The sequence below is a fragment of the Acinetobacter sp. Lyrl_1 genome, from assembly GCF_051948795.1.
In the GTDB taxonomy this organism is placed as follows: domain Bacteria; phylum Pseudomonadota; class Gammaproteobacteria; order Pseudomonadales; family Moraxellaceae; genus Acinetobacter; species Acinetobacter towneri.
The window spans coordinates 34,695-53,919 of sequence record NZ_JAYJLK010000013.1; the positions used below are offsets into that span (position 1 = coordinate 34,695).

The following is a 19,225-nucleotide window of genomic DNA, read 5'->3' on the forward strand; positions in this document are numbered from 1 at the left end:
TTTGTTCTGATCCATTTTTTCGATCTTTGTAAGGAGCCATCATGGCCGTTCAGCAAAACCGTAAAAGTCGCTCTCGCCGTGACATGCGCCGTTCACATGACGCTTTAACCGAGAATGCATTAACTGTAGACCAAGCTACTGGTGAAACTCATCGTCGTCACCACGTAACTAAAGATGGTTTCTACCGTGGTCGTCAATTATTCGCTAAAGCAGATGCTGAATAATTGGTGATGTATTAAGCGTCAAGCTTAGTAGAAAAAATGGGAGCGTAAGCTCCCTTTTTTTGTGCCCGATTTTTGTTGTATTTGGCAATTACTAAAAACAAAATTAAGTGTTAAATTTCCGCTCCATAACTGAGCTTACATGAGAAGGTGTGGGTTGTAGCTGCAAAAAACTACAATTTGCGCATCTTAATTAAAGGATTTTTTATGTCTGCTAAACGACTCGAGCAAGCAGCTCAAGCCACTAAAACTGCATTTGTCTTTCCTGGTCAAGGCTCACAAAAAGCCGGTATGTTGGCTGAGCTTGCAGAACAGTTTAGCGGTGTGCGCGAAACATTTGCAGAAGCCTCTGAAGCGATTGGCTTTGACTTATGGCACATTGCACAAAGTGGTGAAGGTTTAGACCAAACAGAATTTACTCAGCCTGTATTACTCACTGCAAGTATCGCTTTATGGCATGTGTGGTTAGAGTTGGGTGGTGTTGCACCAAAATATTTGGCAGGACACTCATTGGGCGAATACAGCGCATTAGTAGCTGCAGGCAGCTTGAGCTTGGGCGATGCCGTTAAACTGGTAAACTTGCGCGGCAAATTAATGCAAAACGCTGTGCCACAAGGTCAGGGCGCAATGGCTGCCATTTTAGGCCTTGAAGATGCCAAAGTGCTTGAGCTATGTGAACAAGTGAATGTGCAAGGTCGTGGCTCGGTAGAAGCAGCCAACTACAATGCACAAGGGCAAGTGGTTATTGCAGGCGATAAAACTTTAGTCGAAGCAGTAATGGCATTGGCCAAAGAAAATGGCGGTAAAGCCATTGCCCTGCCTGTATCTGTACCTTCACACTGTTCATTGATGAAACCTGCTGCCGAACAGTTTGCACAAGCTTTGGAACAAACTGCCATTGAGCTACCGCGTATTCCTGTAATACAAAATGTCAACGCTGGAATCGCGGCAGATGTTGCGCAATTAGGTCAGGCACTCACTGCGCAATTGTACCAATCGGTGCAGTGGACACAAACCATGCAATACCTACAAGATCAGGGTATTGAATATATCGTGGAATGTGGCCCAGGCAACGTATTGGCGAATCTTGCGAAGCGTTTACCGAATATCGAAAAAGCATTCCCACTCGACACACAAAGTCGTATGGAAGATGCACTAAATGCCATTTTAGTGGCAGAAGGGAAAATTGCATGACACAAGAACGTAAAGTTGCATTAGTCACAGGTGCAAGCCGAGGGATTGGTGCAGCCATCGCTCAGCAACTCATTCAAGACGGTTTTTTTGTGGTAGGTACTGCCACTTCTGAAGCGGGCGCAGAAAAATTATCGGCAAGTTTTGCAGAAAACGGTGCAGGTAAAGTATTGGATGTCCGTGATGGTGCAGCCATTGATGCATTGGTTTCTGAAATTGAACAAAGCTATGGTTCAGTTTTGGTTTTAGTTAACAATGCGGGCATTACCAAAGATAATTTGTTACTGCGTATGTCAGAAGATGATTGGGATGACATTCTCAACATTCACTTAAAGGCAGTTTACCGTTTATCTAAACGTGTCTTGAAGGGCATGACCAAAGCACGTTTTGGACGCATTATTAATATTAGTTCTGTGGTAGCACATTTTGCGAACCCAGGACAAGCGAACTATTCTGCGGCAAAAGCCGGTATTGAAGCATTCAGCCGTAGCCTTGCCAAAGAAATGGGCAGTCGTCAAATTACAGTAAACTCGGTTGCTCCGGGCTTTATTGCAACTGAAATGACAGATCAGCTAAGTGAAGAAATTCGCAAAAAAATGAGTGAGCAAGTGGCATTAAACCGTTTAGGTGATCCACAAGATATCGCAAATGCAGTGAGTTTCTTGGCTTCTGACAAAGCTGGTTACATCACTGGTACAGTGTTACACGTAAATGGTGGTTTATACATGAGCTAAGCTCAAGTATAAACTTTCAAAATTTTATAGATTCAATTAAACTAACGGCATTAAAAACGCCACAAGCAATGAGGAGAATTCCTGTGAGCGATATCGAACAACGCGTTAAACAAGCGGTTGCAGAACAACTTGGTCTTAAAGCTGAAGAAATCAAAAACGAAGCATCTTTTATGGATGACTTAGGTGCTGACTCTTTAGACTTAGTAGAGCTTGTAATGTCTTTCGAAAACGATTTTGACATCACAATCCCAGACGAAGATTCTAACGAAATCACAACAGTTCAATCAGCAATCGACTACGTAACTAAAAAACTTGGTTAATTGTTGATTTCAGCTCTGCTGAAATGAAAGCCACCGCAAGGTGGCTTTTTTATGCGCTGTCGTTTTTACAATCGAATATGAAAAAGGCGCATTTTGTTAAATGTGTGATGTAGCTTACATTTTGTTACCAGGCTAGTGTCTAATCACAACCGAAGTCGCTTATTTTTTTAGTTATAAATGAATGAGAACAGAAACGTGCTTATGTAAGTGAGCGACGCTTTATAACAGCAGAAAAAAATAGGAGTACCTCATGGGTCTTTTTGATTTTGTAAAAGGGATTGGTAAGAAAAATACAGCACCTGCAGAGCCACAAGCTGCACCAAGCACACCTGCAGAACCATCAGCACAAGAAATTGCCAATAAACTTTTGGGGCATGTGAAAAGTTTAGGCTTACCTGTGACAGGTTTATCGGTGAGTTATAACGCAACTACTGACTTAGCGACAGTGCGTGGACAGGTCAACAGTCAGGCAGACCGTGAAAAAATTATTCTTGCAGTGGGTAATATTGACCATGTTGCACAAGTAGATGATCAACTCACAGTTGCAACCCCAGAACCAGAAAGCAAGTTCTATACAGTAAAATCAGGCGATACCTTATCTAAAATTTCTAAAGAATTTTATGGGGATGCCAACCAATACAACAAAATCTTTGAAGCTAACCGTCCATTACTAAAAAATGCCGATGACATTTTCCCAGGACAGGTGTTGCGTATTCCTGCATAAATGTGAGCAGCCTGAATAAAGGCGCGTGATGCGCCTTTATTTATTTTGTTTTTTGTCGTTTTTGGGCTGTTGGATTATTGTCCTATTCTCATAATGAACAAAAGAAGTAAAAAAACGGCATTGTTGTATAAATATTTTGTAAGATAACGATTTTTAAAGGTTTATGGAAATTTTAAAAATAAATAAATTAAAAAAATCAAATTGTTAGGTATTTGCACAACCTAGCCATTAAATACTCGATCGTATCTTTAAAAAAACCGCCATGAATGGCGGTTTTCTCAATGACAACTCATGTGTCTCACAACGATATTTTATGTGTCGCGATATTACCAGCTCAACGCACCGCCCGTCTGATAATCAGTCACACGCGTTTCAAAGAAGTTCTTCTCTTTACGCAAGTCCATCATTTCAGACATCCATTGGAACGGGTTGTTTACGCCAACAAACTGTTCAGGTAAACCGAGCTGGCTTAAACGACGGTTACAGATGAATTTCAAATATTCTTCCATCATGCCTGCGTTCATGCCCAATACGCCACGTGGCATAGTGTCACGCGCATATTCAATTTCAAGCATCGTGCCTTCAAGAATCATTTGAATCACTTCTTGCTGGAATTCTGCCGTCCACAAGTGTGGGTTCTCAATCTTGATTTGGTTAATCATGTCGATACCAAAGTTCAAGTGCATAGATTCATCACGTAAAATGTATTGGAATTGCTCTGCAACACCATTCATTTTGTTACGACGACCCATTGACAAAATTTGGCTAAAACCGCAGTAGAAGAAAATACCTTCAAGTACACAATAGAAGGCGATCAAGTTGCGTAGCAAAATTTGGTCGTTTTCTGGTGTACCTGTTTTGAAAGTAGGATCACTTAAAGATTGCGTGTACTTCAAGCCCCATGCTGCTTTACGTGCAACCGATGGTACTTCGCGGTACATATTGAAGACTTCACCTTCATCCATACCTAACGATTCGATACAGTACTGGTAAGCGTGAGTGTGAATCGCTTCTTCAAAGGCTTGACGCAAAATGTACTGGCGGCATTCTGGGTTGGTAATGTGGCGATAAATTGCCAATACCAAGTTGTTAGCAACCAATGAGTCTGCGGTAGAGAAGAAACCAAGTGAACGCATTACAATGGTGCGCTCATCTTCAGTTAAACCATTTTCAGACTTCCACAATGCGATGTCGTGGTTCATGTTGACTTCTTGTGGCATCCAGTGGTTTGCACAACCATCTAGATATTTTTGCCATGCCCATTCGTATTTGAACGGTACAAGCTGGTTTAAGTCTGCACGACAGTTGATCATGGCTTTATCATCAACCTGTACGCGCGATGCACCCATTTCCAGTTCTTCAAGACCAGGTGCAACGTCCAATTGATCTAGAGCGTTAGATGCTCTTGCCAACGGATCGGTTGAATCTGTTGCTCCACTTCTAGGGGCTGTAGCGGGTTGTGCAGCTGCCACAGTCTTCTGTGGTTGCTCTGCATGAGATACCATCTGCGTATCATGCGTTTTTTGCGGCTCGACGGGCGCAGACTTGTGTTCAGGAGCAGCCGGTTTTTGCGAATCATCTTCGAAATCGTCCCAACTTAGGATAGACATATCAATTCTCTCTTCGTTGCTTTATATCTTTTATGGACATCCAGCCACGCTGAGATGTCTTAATATACGCTTAATTTGTGAAAGCAAAATTAAGTTTTGCTCATCTTGGTCTGAAAAATGTACATTCCGACCAATTTGCTCACGACTTATTTTGCTTTCGCTGTTGTTTTGCCGCTTGTACCCAAAAGTAAGCAATCGGTGCGTAAATAAAACAACACTACAAAGGAAACCAGCAAGACCGCGAGTCCTAACATATAGTTGTGGGTCATGTGTGGCATGGTGGGTTCCTTAATTTATATTTTTAATCTCCCTAAATCCCTCTTTAAAAAAGAGGGACTTTCACATCTCAAATGAATGAGCTGTGATCCCCCTCCTTTTAGGAGGGGCTAGGGGAGGTCAAGTCTTACTGACAAGCTTCACAATCAGGATTGTCAATTGAACATGCCATTGGCACTGGTGCAGCTTGAGCAAAATCTTCATCAACAGCTGCAGCCGCTTCTGGTGCAGGAGTTGCTACAGGCGCTGCCGTAACAGTTGCAGGTTTTACTGCGTTCAATGCACCTGTGTTAATGGTTGATTTCTCTGCAGATGTTGCACCTAATGCACGTAGGTAATAAGTCGTTTTCAGACCACGCAACCATGCCATTTTATAAGTCAGGTCAAGTTTCTTACCGTTTGCACCTGCAATATACAAGTTCAACGATTGCGCCTGATCAATCCATTTTTGACGACGTGATGCTGCATCTACAATCCAGCGTGGTTCAACTTCAAACGCAGTCGCAAAAATCGCTTTCAATTCTTCAGGAATACGTGAAATTTTTTGTACTGAACCTTCAAAGTGTTTCAGGTCATTCACCATCACAGAATCCCACAAATCACGCTCTTTCAATGCACGAACGAGGTAAGGGTTGATTACTGTAAATTCACCAGACAAGTTCGATTTCACATACAAGTTTTGGAATGTCGGCTCAATAGACTGAGAAACGCCACAAATATTTGAAATGGTTGCAGTCGGAGCAATCGCCATCACGTTTGAGTTACGCATACCATCTTTTTGAACTTTGGCACGTAAGCTGTCCCAATCCAAACGCTGTGTACGGTCTACTTCAAACATACGTTCTGGACGTGATTTCGCCACAATGTCTAAAGAGTCAATTGGCAAGATGCCTTGATCCCACAATGAACCTTTAAATGTTTCGTAAGTACCACGCTCAACCGCCAAGTCGCTAGACGTTTGAATCGCGTAGTAGCTGATTACTTCCATAGATTCATCGGCAAATTCAACTGCAGCATCTGAACCATAAGCCAAGTTCATCTCATAAAGCGCATCTTGGAAGCCCATGATGCCCATACCTACAGGACGATGTTTCAAGTTTGAATTACGTGCTTGTGGTACAGCGTAGTAGTTAATGTCGATGACGTTGTCGAGCATACGCACTGCAGTTTTAATAGTACGTGCTAATTTTTCACGGTCTAACACACCACCTTGAACGTGTTGTACAAGGTTGATAGAACCCAAGTTACATACCGCGATTTCATCTTGGTTAGTATTGAGGGTAATTTCAGTACACAAGTTAGATGAGTGCACTACACCAACGTGTTGTTGCGGTGAACGTAAGTTACATACGTCTTTGAATGTGATCCACGGGTGACCTGTTTCAAACAGCATTGACAACATTTTGCGCCATAAGTCCTTCGCACGAAGTTTCTTATGCAGCATGTTGGTTTCTTTGGCAATGCTTTCGTAGTACGCATAACGCTCGGCAAAAGCTTCGCCCGTCAAGTCGTGCAAGTCTGGTGTTTCAGATGGCGTGAACAGTGTCCATTCTGCATCTTCAAAGACACGCTGCATGAACAAGTCAGGCACCCAGTTCGCTGTGTTCATGTCATGGGTACGACGACGGTCATCCCCTGTGTTTTTACGCAGCTCTAGGAATTCTTCGATGTCTAAGTGCCAAGTTTCTAAGTACGCACATACCGCACCTTTACGCTTACCACCTTGGTTGACCGCAACAGCTGTATCGTTAGCAACTTTAAGGAACGGAACAACACCTTGAGATTTACCGTTTGTTCCTTTGATGTATGAGTTCAAGGCACGTACTGGCGTCCAGTCATTGCCTAAACCACCTGCCCATTTAGACAGCATTGCGTTGTCACGCATTGCACCATAAATGTTGTAAAGGTCATCAGAAATTGTAGTTAAGTAACAGCTTGATAACTGTGGACGTAGCGTACCTGAGTTAAACAGGGTAGGCGTAGAAGCCATGTAGTCGAAGCTAGACAATAAGTTATAGAACTCGATTGCACGTGCTTCACGGTCATCTTCATTAAGCGCCAGACCCATTGACACACGCATAAAGAACAATTGTGGAAGTTCAAAGCGTACGCCATCTGAGTGAATGAAATAACGGTCAAATAAAGTTTGCAGACCTAAATAGGTAAACTGGTTTGAGCGTTCAGGCTGAATCGCTGCAGCAAGTTTGGCAAGGTCAAACTCAAGTAAGTCTGCAGAAAGCAAATCAAGTTCTACACCTTTTTTCAGGAAAGTTTCTAATGCTTCGCCTTCAGGTGTATCTGTTGCCAAACCTAAAAATTCTAAGCCTGTTGCTACCAAGTCATTACGCAATAAACGCGCAGTCACATAGGTATAGTTCGGCTCTTGCTCAATACGGGTACGAGTCGCCATCATCATGGTGGTTGAGATGTCAGACTCTTTTACACCGTTGTAGAGGTTTTTCACGGTTTCATCAATGATGGCATCTACATCAATGCCTTCTAAACCTTCTGCCGCTTTATTCACGGTTGCTTTTAACTCACCTAAATCTAGTGGTTTAAGCTGACCGTTTGCATCAGTGACTTGTAACGTCGGGTGATGGTTTTCACCTGCTTGCTTACGCGCTTCTGAGCGTTGTTCACGGTAGATGACATAAGCACGAGCAACTTTTTGCTCGCCTGTACGCATGAGCGCAAGTTCAACTTGGTCTTGAATTTCTTCAATGTGAATAGTTCCGCCAGACGGTAAACGGCGGTTGAATGTGTTCAACACCATTTCAGTCAGTTGTTCGATCCGATCATGAATGCGGCTTGAATCGGCGCTTTGTTGACCTTCTACAGCCAAAAACGCTTTGCCAATTGCAACTGCAATTTTTTCAGCATCAAAAGCGGCAACATCACCAGTGCGTTTAATCACTTGTAATTGACCAGGGGTTGAGGTGATTACGCTCATGTCAGCATAGCTCCATTGTCATCTATTGTTATGTTTATGGACCATTAAACTGGGCAAAACTTAGGCCGCAGTGATTGAGGGATAAACACAAGACTTAGTGGTTTAAAATTGAATTGAACACAAGATACGGGAAAATTGAGGGTAGATCAATATTGACTTTTTCTTTTAAATTTTGACTATTTTAGGATTCAAATTTATCTCAAAAATACCGAATTTTGTCCTTTGGGCTATAAGCCTTATCAGACAAGGGCATAGCATAGCAAAGCTCGGAAAAACTGCTTATAGATAACCTTGTGGATAACTTTAAAAGTTGTGAGATAATTTTTCCAAAGGCGGCAAAGGCTTGATCTAGTGCAAAAAATACCCATTTTGTAACTTTATATTTCTTAAATCTGTTTAAAAATCACCAAAACTAGAAAAGTGCTATAAATTCAATGCTTAATAAAAATATAACAAAATAATACGCAGATGTATCAGTTTGGTGAACAGTATCTTGTTTACAATGTAAACGTGTGTATATTGCAAATTATATCAAGACCTATCTCTCAGATTTTAAAAGGATAGGTCGAATCCAATAAAGGGACAGGTTATGAGTCAAGAAGAAAAGTTACCAAAAATTTTAATTGTTGAAGATGATGAACGCCTTGCACGACTTACGCAGGAATACTTAATTCGCAATGGTTTGGAAGTTGGGGTAGAACCAGATGGCAACCGCGCGATTCGCCGTATTATTGCCGAGCAGCCCGACCTTGTGGTGCTTGATGTGATGTTACCAGGTGCCGATGGTTTAACCATTTGTCGTGAAGTTCGTCCACATTATCATCAACCGATTTTAATGCTGACTGCGCGTACTGAAGATATGGATCAGGTGCTAGGTCTGGAAATGGGTGCAGATGACTATGTTGCAAAACCTGTGCAGCCGCGCGTATTGTTGGCGCGTATTCGTGCTTTATTACGCCGTACCGACAAAGTGACTGAAGATGAAGTCGCACAGCGCATTGAATTTGATGATTTAGTGATTGATAACGGTGGTCGTTCTGTGACTTTAAATGGTGAACTGGTTGATTTCACCAGCGCAGAATATGACTTGTTATGGTTATTGGCTTCAAATGCAGGGCGTATTTTATCTCGTGAAGATATTTTTGAGCGTCTGCGTGGTATTGAATATGATGGTCAAGACCGTTCAATTGACGTGCGTATTTCACGTATTCGTCCAAAAATTGGCGATGATCCTGAAAATCCAAAACGTATTAAAACTGTGCGCAGTAAAGGTTATTTGTTCGTTAAAGAAACCAACGGCATGTAATACGCTTTTTTCTGAGTCAAATACTGACTCAAATATAAAATAAGTCACATAGGACGGGTTTTGTGCTTAAACACAGTATATTCTTGCGCATATATGCAGGATTGGTGATCTTAGTTGCAGTAGTTGCCATTTTGGCGTACTTATTGGTGCAAATCATCAACTATCAGCGTGCGCAAGAATATCGTGAGTCTTTAACTGATGGTATGGCTTATATTATTAGTGAAGGGATTGCACGACAGCAAAACGAACAGCAAAAGAAAGACTGGATTTCTGATGCATCCGATTTGCTGGAATTGCCCATCTACTATGTGCAGGCAGACAAAGTAGATTTGTCGCGCGCAGAGCTTAGACGGATTAAAGAACGTAAAGCGGCTGTGCGCTATAATGCCGAAAATATGATTGCCTATATTATTTTGGGTATGAAAGATGATCCAAATCATTATTTATATTTCAAGGCAGATAAAATTACAGAACGGCAAATGAAAGCTTTGCCGATTTTTGTTTTAGATTATTTGGTGTATTACCCAGGTCAGGAAAAAGAATATCTAGCCAAAATTCAGCAGCACTTTTCTTATCCAGTCAATATTAAAAATATTCAGGAACTGCCACTCGATTCTGAACAGATTGGGCGTTTAAGACTCGATCACAGCATTATTTTATATCGTGACAATGCCACCGTGCGTGGTACAACCATCTCGATTGTGTCACCGATGCCAAATTCACCCTCAGAAGTCTTGGTTTTAGGGCCTGTGCCGTTATTTAACTGGATGCCATTCCAGTTGGCAGCAGGCATTACCTTGCTCAGTATGTTTATGTTGAGCTTGGGGGTTTATGGTCTGATCTTGCCTATGCAGCGTAAGATTCGCCAAGTGAACTATGCCTTAAACCGTACTAAATCGGGCGATTTAAACATGCGTTTGCCTGTAGATGGCACAGATGAAATGGCAAGTTTGGCATCTAGCTATAACAGCATGTCTGACCATATTCAGCGTTTGATTGAAGCGCAGCGTGAACTGATGCGCGCTGTATCGCATGAGCTGCGCACGCCTGTGGCACGTATTCGTTTTGGTATGGAAATGCTGGCAGAAGAAGATGATTACGAATATCGCTTACAGCAAGTCGAAATGATTGATAAAGATATTGAGGCTTTAAACACCTTGATTGATGAGATCATGACCTATGCCAAACTTGAACAGGGCATGCCATCTTTAGAAATTGAAAAGATCGTTTTGGTTGAAGTGCTAGAGCAGGTGGCTACGGAAACAGAAGCATTGAAAACCCAAAAAGATATTCAATTGCTTGCCCCACCTGTGACTTTGGAAGTGGAAGCTGAACGCCGTTACTTGCACCGTGTGGTACAGAACTTGGTGGGCAATGCAGTCCGTTACTGTGACCATAAAGTCTTGATCAGTGGCGGTATTAACGAACAAGGCATGGCCTATGTTTGTGTGGAAGATGATGGGCCGGGGATTCCCGAACAAGACCGAGAACGTGTATTTGAAGCCTTTGCTCGTTTAGATGACAGCCGCACCCGTGCTTCAGGTGGTTATGGTTTAGGTTTGTCTATTGTAAGCCGCATTGCTTATTGGTTTGGTGGCAAAATTGAAGTCGATCAGAGTCCGAACTTGGGTGGTGCACGTTTTATGATGGTTTGGCCTGCCAAACGGTTTAGTAAGGCAAGAAAAAAAGTCGCAGCAGAGAAAGAGAAAACTACAGATTCATTGACTTGATTTGAGTGTACTAAAACTTTTCTCAGACATAAAAACCAGTGCAGTTCAAGGCACTGGTTTTTTATCGCTTTTTTATCTCTATGCAGATCAATCTATAACTTAGTGCGATTCTTTATATAGCTGATCGGCCTGTTCAAAACGGTCTGTCACTTCATGACTTGGCGCTTTGCCCAATAAACTCACTACGACAATCGCAATCCAAGAACAAACAAAGCCTGGAATAATTTCATAAATACCTGTATCTGCCCAAAGGTTTTTCCAGAGAATAACCATAAGTGCGCCGACAACCATCCCCGCCAATGCACCGTTTAAAGTCATGCGTTTCCAGAATAAAGACAGAATAATCAGTGGGCCAAATGCTGCACCGAAGCCTGCCCAAGCATAAGAAACCAATCCCAAAACTTTGGATTCAGGATTACCCGCCATCCAAATAGCAAGCAGCGCAATCATGAGTACCATGCCGCGTCCGACCCACACCAATTCATTTTGTGAGGCATTTTTACGCAGGAACGATTTGTAAAAATCTTCGGTTAAAGTACTTGAACAGACCAAAAGTTGACAGCTTAGGGTACTCATCACAGCAGCTAAAATTGCAGCCAGTACCACACCTGCCACCCACGGATTAAACAGGATTTTGGTCAGTTCCATAAATACTGTTTCAGGGTTGGCATTGACCACACCTGCCAGTTCAGGATGTTGCTGGAAGTAGGCGATACCAAAAAAGCCCGCAGCCACCGCACCGCCTAAACATAGTGTCATCCATGTCATGCCAATACGACGTGCATTCGGAATAGACTTGACTGAATCAACCGCCATAAAACGCACTAAAATATGCGGCTGTCCAAAATAGCCTAAGCCCCATGCCATGAGGGAAATGATCGCGACCCAGCTTAAATCACTGACTAAATTCAGCGCCTGCGGACGAGCCGCTTCTAAAGCAAGTGTGACTTGGCTTAGGTCAGAAAAGCTGAGTAGGGTAATGATAGGGGTCAGCAAGAGCGCAAAAATCATCAAGCCAGCCTGAATGGTGTCCGTCCAGCTGACTGCCAAGAAACCACCAATAAACACATAGCTGATGGTGGCAATAGCACTAATCCACAATGCAGTGCTATAAGGCAGATCAAACATACTTTCAAATAAGCGCGCACCTGCAACCATGCCCGAAGCACAATAAATCGCAAAGAAAATTAGAATTACGCAGGCAGATACAATCCTTAAAATTTTTCTTTGATCATTAAAACGGTTAGAAAAATAATCAGGCAAAGTCAGTGCATTGTGCTGTACTTCGGTGTGTACTCGTAAACGACCTGCCACCAAAAGCCAGTTTAGCCATGCGCCAATAATCAGACCAACGGCAATCCACATTTCAGACAAACCTGAAAGATAAATGGCACCGGGTAGGCCCATCAGCAACCAGCCACTCATATCGGATGCGCCTGCAGAAAGTGCAGTGACAAAACTGCCAAGACGACGACCACCTAAAATGTAGTCCGAGAAATTTCGAGTCGCGCGATAAGCCAATAAACCAATGACAATCATGGCGACAATATAAAACAGGAAAGTAATAATGGTGGGGTTGAGTGCGCTCATACAGTATCCATTTGGGTTTTGGACAGTCGACTAAAATACAGACCGCTGCTAGATGTGAGTCACTCAATTTGGTGAGTGCAGACATCTCATCTGCGGTGCTGATTTCATCAAGAAACGCGAAATTTAACCATACATTAAAAAATATTTCAGATTTTTTTCTGAATGGGCATAAAATAGGCAGCTTGAAAGCTGCCTATCATCTTGATGTTTATCTGATTTGCTTATGGATTATTGCGACCCATAACACCACGAATGGTATTCAGGACATCTGCAGGTAAGACCACAGTTTTGGCATTGTTGGATTTCGCCATATCTTGCATGGCTTTTACATATTGCTCACCCAATAAGTACGCCACAGGAATTTCTTTATCACCTACCGCAGAGCTGACCATTTCAATGGCACGTTGAGAAGATTCTGCCAATACAACTTGCGCTTCTGCATCACGACGTGAAGCTTCCAAACGACCATCGGCTTCTAAAATAGCCGCTTGTTTTTCACCATCGGCTTTGGTTACGGTAGCACGACGCTGACGTTCTGCTGCAGCTTGTTCTTCCATAGCTGCCTGCATGGTATGCGATGGTTTAATATCCTGAATTTCTACAGTTTTAAGGGTAATTCCCCAGTCTGAAATATCATCAGAAATGGCTGCTTTGAGTTTGGCTTTGATGTGATCGCGCGAAGACAAGGCATCATCCAAATCCATTTCACCCACAATAGAACGCAATGAGGTTTGAACAAGGTTTTGAATCGCCCAAGTATAGTTTTCAATACCATACACTGCTTTTTCAGGAGTCGTGAGATTAATGTACGCTACCGCATTCATGAGCAGAACTGCGTTGTCACGGGTAATGACTTCCTGAGATGGAATATCTAATACAATATCTTTGGTGGTGACTTTATAGGCCACTTCATCGACATAAGGAATGACGAAGTTAAGTCCCGGTGCAAGCGTGGTGTGGTATTTACCCAGACGTTGCACAATCCACTTATAACCTTGCGGAACAATTCGCACGCCTTTAAAAATGGTAATTCCAACAAAGGCTAAAATCGCTAAAACAATAATAGATCCACCAGACATTTTAATTTCTCACTTTTTCGTTGTCATGTGCGCTGTGATGCGGCTGCACCACCAAATCATTACCCAAAATATCAATCACGCGAATCCGATCTCCCACTTGTACTGGGCTCGTGGTGCGGCAGTTCCATTCGTCTGAACCCAACACAGGCATGGGGAATCGGACTTTAATTTGATCATGTTCCAAGTTGGTTTGAATGACCATGCCAATTTGTCCAATGGTGGCTTCGCGTGATAAACCTGCTTTAGTTTTATCGGTAGATAAGGGTTTGATAAACTTAAACCACGCCAAGGTACACAGTACCGACAAGATAATCCACATCACCAATTGGGTAGTCGTGCCCATCATGGGGAACATCCAGTATAAAATACCGACCATGATTGCCCCAATGCCAAACCATAAAGCGGCAAACGCAGGCAAGAGCAGTTCTGAAAGCATTAATAAAACGCCTAGTACAAACCAGTGCCAAGGTTCAAGAACGAATTCCATACATCTACTCGCGTATTTTTACGATTGGTTGATTCTAGTTGCTTAGAGAAACGCATCGGCTTAAAAAGATGCGCTCTCATCACTTTAACAGATCAATAAGTTTATGAATACGCCATATAAAAAAAATCACTGAATCTTAAAATTTCGGACGCGGTGCAGGTTTCAGCGCGGCAGGTGATTTTTTAAAGTGAGTGATGGCTTGCTGAATTGCTTTGATTTGTAATTGCGCAGCTTTTTCACCTTCTAAAATGGTTTGGTTACTGGCTTTTAAATCCAGTGTGCCAATATGTCCAACTTTTGGTTGAATCACGATATTGGCCTGCGCCAATTCCTGATTGATACTTTGCTGCCCCATAATATTTAAAGTTTGATCGAGTAAGCCCCACATGCTGACAGGTTGATTGCCTGTTGGACGTGCAGAAATATCCACCGCAATGACTAAATCGGCACCCATGGCTTTAGCCGTCTGTACGGGAATCGGGCTGACCAAGCCGCCATCCACATATTGCGTTCCGCCAATGGTGGCAGGCACAAAAACATTCGGAATACTGCAAGAGGCGCGCACAGCTTGACCTGCATTACCTTTAATAAAGTCGGCTTTACGTCCATTATCTAAACGTGTGGCAACGGCAGCGAAACGAATTGGAAATTTCTCAATCGGTTTATTCGCCACGTGTTGATTGACGAAGTCTTGTAACTTTTGACCTGCAATAAAACCCTGACGGTTTAAGGTTAAATCACGAATGTCGGATTCTTTAAAGGTTAGGGCAATATGTTGGAGCTGATAAGGACTTTTGCCGCTGGCATATAAACTGCCGACAAAGCTGCCTGCACTGGTGCCTGTGACAATTTTGGGTTTAATCCCGTGAGATTCTAAAACTTTAATGACGCCAATATGTGCAAAGCCTTTGGCACCGCCGCCACCTAAAGCCAGTGCAATCACAGGCTCACGTGCTTGGATGGGGGTGGTGCTTGGCGGTGTTTTTGTTGTTTTGTCGCAGCCAGCCAAAGTTAGAGCAAGTACGCCCACTAAAGAATAACGAATCAGTTGCATATCGAGTCTAAATTTAGATCAAAGAATATTGCGCCCATCTGAACAAAAAATACAAACTTTGACTAGCCCTTTTTCAAAAGCTTTTGTAACGGTTTCGCCAACCAATGTGGATTTTTAGCCGAAAATTTGCCGTTATAGTGCGCATAAATTGCCTCTAAATCTTGAGCATAATTACCTGTAGGAACGAACACGCCCAAAATATGGATGGTTTTATGTGCATAATCAAAAGAGAACATTACAATTGGAATATTGGCACCGTAGGCAATATGATAAAAGCCACTGCGAATATTTTCGGCTTGTTTGCGGGTACCTTCGGGCGCCATACCAATCCAGATTTTTTCTTTTTTTCGTACAATCTCAATAATATCTTGGGTATGACCTTGTGGAGAATGTCGTACCACAGGAATCACCCCAATCCAGTTTAAAAATGGCTTGAGCGGGGTTTCAAATAAAGTGTGCTTACCAAAAATAGTAATTTGAAGACCTAAACCGAGTAGGGCAGTAAAACCATGCCACGCATCAATATTTGACGTATGCGGAGAAATAATCGCAACTGCTTTGGGCAAGTTAGGAAATTCGCCCACCATTTGCCAGCCTTGCGCCAAAAAGATATTTTTAAATAAAGCACGACTACTGGCTGTTCCACGTTGTGGCACTTGGTCGGGTAACTGTGGAAATTGCCGTGCACTGCGTGCAAAAGGATTGCTGAGTTTCATGAATGCGATGTCATCCTGACGTGCGTGATTAACAACAAGAAAGATCCAATATCATGACGCATGAATCTAAATCTATTCAAGATATTAGACTTTCGCTTTGACTGATTCATTGGCAAAATAGTCGAAATCTGAATGTGAAAGTGATGAAAAATAACAATCCATTATTCAAAATTTTAGTGTAGTACTGCGTTTTTTTGATCTTTTGCCCATATCTAAATTGAGATGCTATGCCCAATTTGCGCCAAACTTATTTGTTGTTATTTTCTCTGTATTGGGCGCAGGGCTTGCCTGTTGGTTTTATGACCCATGCCTTGCCTGTGATTTTACGTGCGCAAGGTGTGTCTTTGGCACATATTGGCGGTTTCGGTTTGTTAATGCTGCCATGGTCAATCAAAGTGTTTTGGGCACCTTTGGTGGATCGCTTTGGACATTCATATTTTGGGCATTATCGTAGCTGGATTTTGCCGTGCCAGTGGCTGAGTGTTTTGGTGCTGATTGGGCTGTCCTTTTTACCGATTGAGTCCTTAAATCACCCTATCTATTTGTGGGTGTTTTTTGTAGCTTTGCTCAGCATGAATTTGGTCGGTGCAACTCAAGATATTGCCACCGATGGTTTGGCGGTCAATATTTTACAAGCCAAACAGCAACATTGGGGCAATACTTTTCAGGTGGTTGGTTCACGACTAGGCTTTATTGTGGGTGGTGGAGCAATGCTGTGGGCATTGGATTGGCTAGATTGGCAAAAAACCTTTCTGATTTTAGCGGCATTGGTGTTTTTAAATACCTTACCAATTTTAATGTTTAAAGAGCCACGACATGCGGCTAAACAAGTGATTGTTCAAGCTCAAAGCAAAATGTCATTTCACACACGCCTTGCTGCGATTCGTGAATATCTGCGCTATTTTGTGGAAACGCCCGTACTGTACGCATGGCTGTGGGTGTTACTCAGCTTTAAAATTGCCGATGGTTTGGCTGGTCCCTTATTAAAACCTTTAATGGTGGATTTAGGCTTAAGCTTTTCTCAAATTGGCATTTACGTGACCATGTTGGGGGCAATGGCCGCTTTGTTAGGTGCAGGCATCGCAGGGTTGATGCTGAAATGGTGGTCTAGAGCGCATGCCCTCATCATTTTTTCTGTGCTTAAAATTTTGAGTTTAGTGGCCTATGCTTATTTGGCTGAATTGTATGAACAGCAAGTTGATGTTGCACACTGGCTGATTTATAGCATTAATGCTGCAGAAGATTTGTGCTCTGCCATGTTACTTGTGGTGATGCTGACCTTGATTATGCAGTACAGCCGTAAACAATACGCAGGGACCGACTTTACATTTCAGGTTGCGATTATGGCGACTGTGAGCGGGGTACTCTATACCCTGAGTGGAATGTTGGGCGATGCTTTAGGCTATGCGAATTACTTATTGTTGATTTGTATTGTTGCGATTTTTTGCCTTGTACCGATCTGGAAATGGGCAAAGCTTGCGAAAAGCGTTCAATCATCAGCACTTGAATAAGAAGGTAGATCATCAATGCAGAATAATAGGCTTGAACCACGTTAAAAAGTCATTGAGTGGAAAAAATAAAAGCGACCCTTAAAGAGTCGCTGGAGTATAAAAGGTATCCACATTGAAGCAAATACCGATCTCTTTTTTGTATTTCCAAAAATTATTATTTGCGCTTTCAGTGCTTCACTTCGGCAGCGCAGGCAGTATAACTTTAAATTATGACAATCCTGCGACAGTTTAAGTCGCATAGAGGTGTGTTGCAGCTAAAATCAACATATTCTAGCTGCGATATGCAGTATTGATTGCCAGTGTCCATTGTTGGTGATTACAACGCGGGCAGACTTCATTGGCATGTTTAAGTAAACGGACATGCCCGCAATACATGCAGGCATAATAAGTGTGTGGAACTATGCGGTACGCGAGTTGGCAAGCTTTAGGAAATAAGGGTAAACCATAGCGTGTGGCATCGCCATGAAAAAACAACATGCTGAATTTTCCATCACTTTCTAGTAAGCCAACACGTACTTGCCCTAAATGCTCCACGCCTTGTTGGCGCATTTCGGCAAAGAATTCATCATGCGACATTTTACCGTACTTAATTTTTTCTAAGACCAATTCACCATCTTCTACAATATATAGCGATTTACCTTCAATCAAATCTTCAAAGGGTTGGTATTTCATCATGAGCCATGTGGTCAGGCGATACATCCCAATCACCACTGTCATCACCACCAAGGCATGTACCAAGGGTAAATCTTCAGTGAACATAGGGTCGCCCGCAATAGAACCGAGCGATAAAATAATGGCCAATTCAAAAATAGAAAGCTGGCGTACTCCGCGTTTTCCTGTGAGGCGCAAAAATATAATAATCATGCTAAACATGAGTGCTGACCGAATCATTAATTCGGCAACATATGCCCATGTAGTATCGTGAATAAAGATGGTAAACCAATCCATAGATTATCTATTTTGTTATTTTGATGCTTGATACTATGCTTAAATTGAGTGGGTAAAATAGTGGTTTTGAGTAAAGAACTGCAATTATTTGAGTGGTTTAGGAAAATAAAAATTTGTTATGATGGCTAAAAACTATAAATACAAAAAATAATGAATCAGAAGATGAATTCACAACTATTACAATTTGCCAAATCTATGCGTCATGCTGCTACGGATGCTGAAAATTTGCTGTGGCAGCGACTTCGTGCCAAACGCTTTATGGCGCTCAAATTTAGTCGTCAGCAGGTGATTGAGTCTTATATTCTAGATTTTTACTGTCATGAAATTGGTTTGGTGATTGAGTTGGATGGTAGTAAGCATGGAACAGATGAGGGAAAAGAATATGATGCGGAACGAACCAAGTTTTTAGAGGCTTTGGGTTTAACCGTTGTGAGGTATTGGAATCATGAGGTGTTGGGGCTGACGGATGCGGTGTTGGAGGATTTGTGGCGGGTGTGTACTAAATTAAAGCAGACCTCTCCCTTGCGCAGCAGTGCTGTTTATCTCCTAAAAGGAGAGGGTTGGGATGATAGAGTTAGGTAGATACAATTTCTTCAATAGATTCGATATTTAATTCAGCTTCTCGATAAACATCATGGAAGTAGTCATCAAATTCATCTTCATCTAGTTGAGAAATTTCACTTAAATTTAATGATGTTGTATCAAATTTGATTGAAACAATACCGGAAACATGAAGTAAACGGGTTTCCGAAGCTTCAAATACATGATCGTTCCAATC

General features: G+C 42.3%; 16 protein-coding genes and 3 pseudogenes. 9 read left to right on the plus strand and 10 right to left on the minus strand.

Translation table 11 applies throughout. From position 1 onward, the window contains the following. Positions 1-41: 41 nt before the first annotated feature. The 5 genes from rpmF (at position 42) to lysM (ending at position 3,190) form a co-directional block, all read left to right on the plus strand. The gene (gene rpmF / locus VF675_RS06330; protein WP_004972331.1) at positions 42-224 is read left to right on the plus strand and encodes a 50S ribosomal protein L32; all 183 of its coding nucleotides are present in this window, start codon (positions 42-44) and stop codon (positions 222-224) included. A 204-nt stretch (positions 225-428) separates the two neighbouring features. Beyond that, positions 429-1,415 (plus strand): ACP S-malonyltransferase, encoded by a 987-nt coding sequence (gene fabD, locus VF675_RS06335; protein ID WP_179988534.1) that lies wholly within the window; start codon positions 429-431, stop codon positions 1,413-1,415. Continuing rightward, complete coding sequence (gene fabG, locus VF675_RS06340; RefSeq protein ID WP_004972328.1) at positions 1,412-2,146, plus strand: 3-oxoacyl-ACP reductase FabG; 735 nt, start codon at positions 1,412-1,414, stop codon at positions 2,144-2,146. Before fabD ends, fabG begins: the two co-directional genes overlap by 4 nt. An 83-nt stretch (positions 2,147-2,229) precedes the next feature. Beyond that, on the plus strand, positions 2,230-2,466 hold the full coding sequence (gene acpP / locus VF675_RS06345; protein ID WP_001279871.1) for an acyl carrier protein: 237 nt from the start codon (positions 2,230-2,232) through the stop codon (positions 2,464-2,466). Positions 2,467-2,716: 250 nt separating this feature from the next. Beyond that, positions 2,717-3,190, plus strand: a complete 474-nt coding sequence (gene lysM, locus VF675_RS06350) for a peptidoglycan-binding protein LysM (protein WP_004972325.1) — start codon at positions 2,717-2,719, stop codon at positions 3,188-3,190. A gap of 326 nt (positions 3,191-3,516) precedes the next feature. Here the strand turns inward: lysM and VF675_RS06355 are convergent, their stop codons facing one another. The 3 genes and pseudogenes from VF675_RS06355 to VF675_RS06365 form a co-directional block, all read right to left on the minus strand. Next, the gene (locus VF675_RS06355) at positions 3,517-4,800 is read right to left on the minus strand and encodes a ribonucleotide-diphosphate reductase subunit beta (protein ID WP_225530998.1); all 1,284 of its coding nucleotides are present in this window, start codon (positions 4,798-4,800) and stop codon (positions 3,517-3,519) included. Between the two features lie 139 nt (positions 4,801-4,939). Then, positions 4,940-5,078 (minus strand): annotated as a pseudogene (locus tag VF675_RS06360) (hypothetical protein). Between the two features lie 125 nt (positions 5,079-5,203). Beyond that, entirely contained in the window at positions 5,204-8,026 is a 2,823-nt protein-coding gene (locus VF675_RS06365) for a ribonucleoside-diphosphate reductase subunit alpha (RefSeq protein ID WP_440204951.1), read from the minus strand. A 589-nt stretch (positions 8,027-8,615) separates the two neighbouring features. On the opposite strand from VF675_RS06365, the gene bfmR reads away from it, so the two are divergent. Together bfmR and bfmS are read left to right on the plus strand one after the other, a co-directional pair. After that, positions 8,616-9,332, plus strand: coding sequence for a response regulator transcription factor BfmR (bfmR, locus tag VF675_RS06370; protein WP_096902057.1), 717 nt, complete (start codon positions 8,616-8,618; stop codon positions 9,330-9,332). A 62-nt stretch (positions 9,333-9,394) separates the two neighbouring features. After that, entirely contained in the window at positions 9,395-11,062 is a 1,668-nt protein-coding gene (bfmS, locus tag VF675_RS06375; protein WP_440204952.1) for a sensor histidine kinase BfmS, read from the plus strand. A gap of 99 nt (positions 11,063-11,161) precedes the next feature. Here the strand turns inward: bfmS and putP are convergent, their stop codons facing one another. The 5 genes from putP to VF675_RS06400 form a co-directional block, all read right to left on the minus strand. Continuing rightward, entirely contained in the window at positions 11,162-12,652 is a 1,491-nt protein-coding gene (gene putP, locus VF675_RS06380) for a sodium/proline symporter PutP (protein ID WP_004972313.1), read from the minus strand. Between the two features lie 221 nt (positions 12,653-12,873). After that, positions 12,874-13,731 (minus strand): SPFH domain-containing protein, encoded by an 858-nt coding sequence (locus VF675_RS06385; protein ID WP_004972306.1) that lies wholly within the window; start codon positions 13,729-13,731, stop codon positions 12,874-12,876. A 1-nt stretch (position 13,732) separates the two neighbouring features. Further along, the gene (locus VF675_RS06390) at positions 13,733-14,218 is read right to left on the minus strand and encodes an NfeD family protein (protein ID WP_019837036.1); all 486 of its coding nucleotides are present in this window, start codon (positions 14,216-14,218) and stop codon (positions 13,733-13,735) included. 136 nt (positions 14,219-14,354) lie between these two features. Continuing rightward, positions 14,355-15,272, minus strand: a complete 918-nt coding sequence (locus VF675_RS06395) for a patatin-like phospholipase family protein (protein WP_440204953.1) — start codon at positions 15,270-15,272, stop codon at positions 14,355-14,357. Positions 15,273-15,334: 62 nt separating this feature from the next. Next, positions 15,335-15,988 carry a 1-acyl-sn-glycerol-3-phosphate acyltransferase gene (locus tag VF675_RS06400; protein ID WP_440204954.1) on the minus strand — a complete coding sequence of 218 codons (654 nt, stop codon included), beginning with the start codon at positions 15,986-15,988 and terminating at the stop codon, positions 15,335-15,337. Between the two features lie 227 nt (positions 15,989-16,215). On the opposite strand from VF675_RS06400, the gene VF675_RS06405 reads away from it, so the two are divergent. Continuing rightward, complete coding sequence (locus VF675_RS06405) at positions 16,216-17,499, plus strand: MFS transporter (protein WP_440204955.1); 1,284 nt, start codon at positions 16,216-16,218, stop codon at positions 17,497-17,499. Positions 17,500-17,769: 270 nt separating this feature from the next. On the opposite strand, the gene VF675_RS06410 is transcribed toward VF675_RS06405, so the two are convergent. After that, positions 17,770-18,447: a YetF domain-containing protein gene (locus tag VF675_RS06410; protein ID WP_440204956.1), complete on the minus strand. Its 678-nt coding sequence runs from the start codon at positions 18,445-18,447 to the stop codon at positions 17,770-17,772. 150 nt (positions 18,448-18,597) lie between these two features. On the opposite strand from VF675_RS06410, the pseudogene VF675_RS06415 reads away from it, so the two are divergent. Beyond that, a pseudogene (locus tag VF675_RS06415) lies at positions 18,598-18,969 on the plus strand (endonuclease domain-containing protein); the annotation flags it as partial. A 52-nt stretch (positions 18,970-19,021) separates the two neighbouring features. Here the strand turns inward: VF675_RS06415 and VF675_RS06420 are convergent. Then, positions 19,022-19,225: pseudogene (locus VF675_RS06420) on the minus strand (PIN domain-containing protein); the annotation flags it as partial.

What these genes read in the sequence shown, in the direction of transcription:
- rpmF (WP_004972331.1), top strand. Translation starts at nt 42, where the DNA reads ATGGCCGTTCAGCAAAACCGTAAAAGTCGCTCTCGCCGTGACATGCGC.
- fabD (WP_179988534.1), top strand. Translation starts at nt 429, where the DNA reads ATGTCTGCTAAACGACTCGAGCAAGCAGCTCAAGCCACTAAAACTGCA.
- fabG (WP_004972328.1), top strand. Translation starts at nt 1,412, where the DNA reads ATGACACAAGAACGTAAAGTTGCATTAGTCACAGGTGCAAGCCGAGGG.
- lysM (WP_004972325.1), top strand. Translation starts at nt 2,717, where the DNA reads ATGGGTCTTTTTGATTTTGTAAAAGGGATTGGTAAGAAAAATACAGCA.
- VF675_RS06355 (WP_225530998.1), bottom strand. Translation starts at nt 4,800, where the DNA reads ATGTCTATCCTAAGTTGGGACGATTTCGAAGATGATTCGCAAAAACCG.
- VF675_RS06365 (WP_440204951.1), bottom strand. Translation starts at nt 8,026, where the DNA reads ATGAGCGTAATCACCTCAACCCCTGGTCAATTACAAGTGATTAAACGC.
- bfmR (WP_096902057.1), top strand. Translation starts at nt 8,616, where the DNA reads ATGAGTCAAGAAGAAAAGTTACCAAAAATTTTAATTGTTGAAGATGAT.
- putP (WP_004972313.1), bottom strand. Translation starts at nt 12,652, where the DNA reads ATGAGCGCACTCAACCCCACCATTATTACTTTCCTGTTTTATATTGTC.
- VF675_RS06385 (WP_004972306.1), bottom strand. Translation starts at nt 13,731, where the DNA reads ATGTCTGGTGGATCTATTATTGTTTTAGCGATTTTAGCCTTTGTTGGA.
- VF675_RS06390 (WP_019837036.1), bottom strand. Translation starts at nt 14,218, where the DNA reads ATGGAATTCGTTCTTGAACCTTGGCACTGGTTTGTACTAGGCGTTTTA.
- VF675_RS06395 (WP_440204953.1), bottom strand. Translation starts at nt 15,272, where the DNA reads ATGCAACTGATTCGTTATTCTTTAGTGGGCGTACTTGCTCTAACTTTG.
- VF675_RS06400 (WP_440204954.1), bottom strand. Translation starts at nt 15,988, where the DNA reads ATGAAACTCAGCAATCCTTTTGCACGCAGTGCACGGCAATTTCCACAG.
- VF675_RS06405 (WP_440204955.1), top strand. Translation starts at nt 16,216, where the DNA reads ATGCCCAATTTGCGCCAAACTTATTTGTTGTTATTTTCTCTGTATTGG.
- VF675_RS06410 (WP_440204956.1), bottom strand. Translation starts at nt 18,447, where the DNA reads ATGGATTGGTTTACCATCTTTATTCACGATACTACATGGGCATATGTT.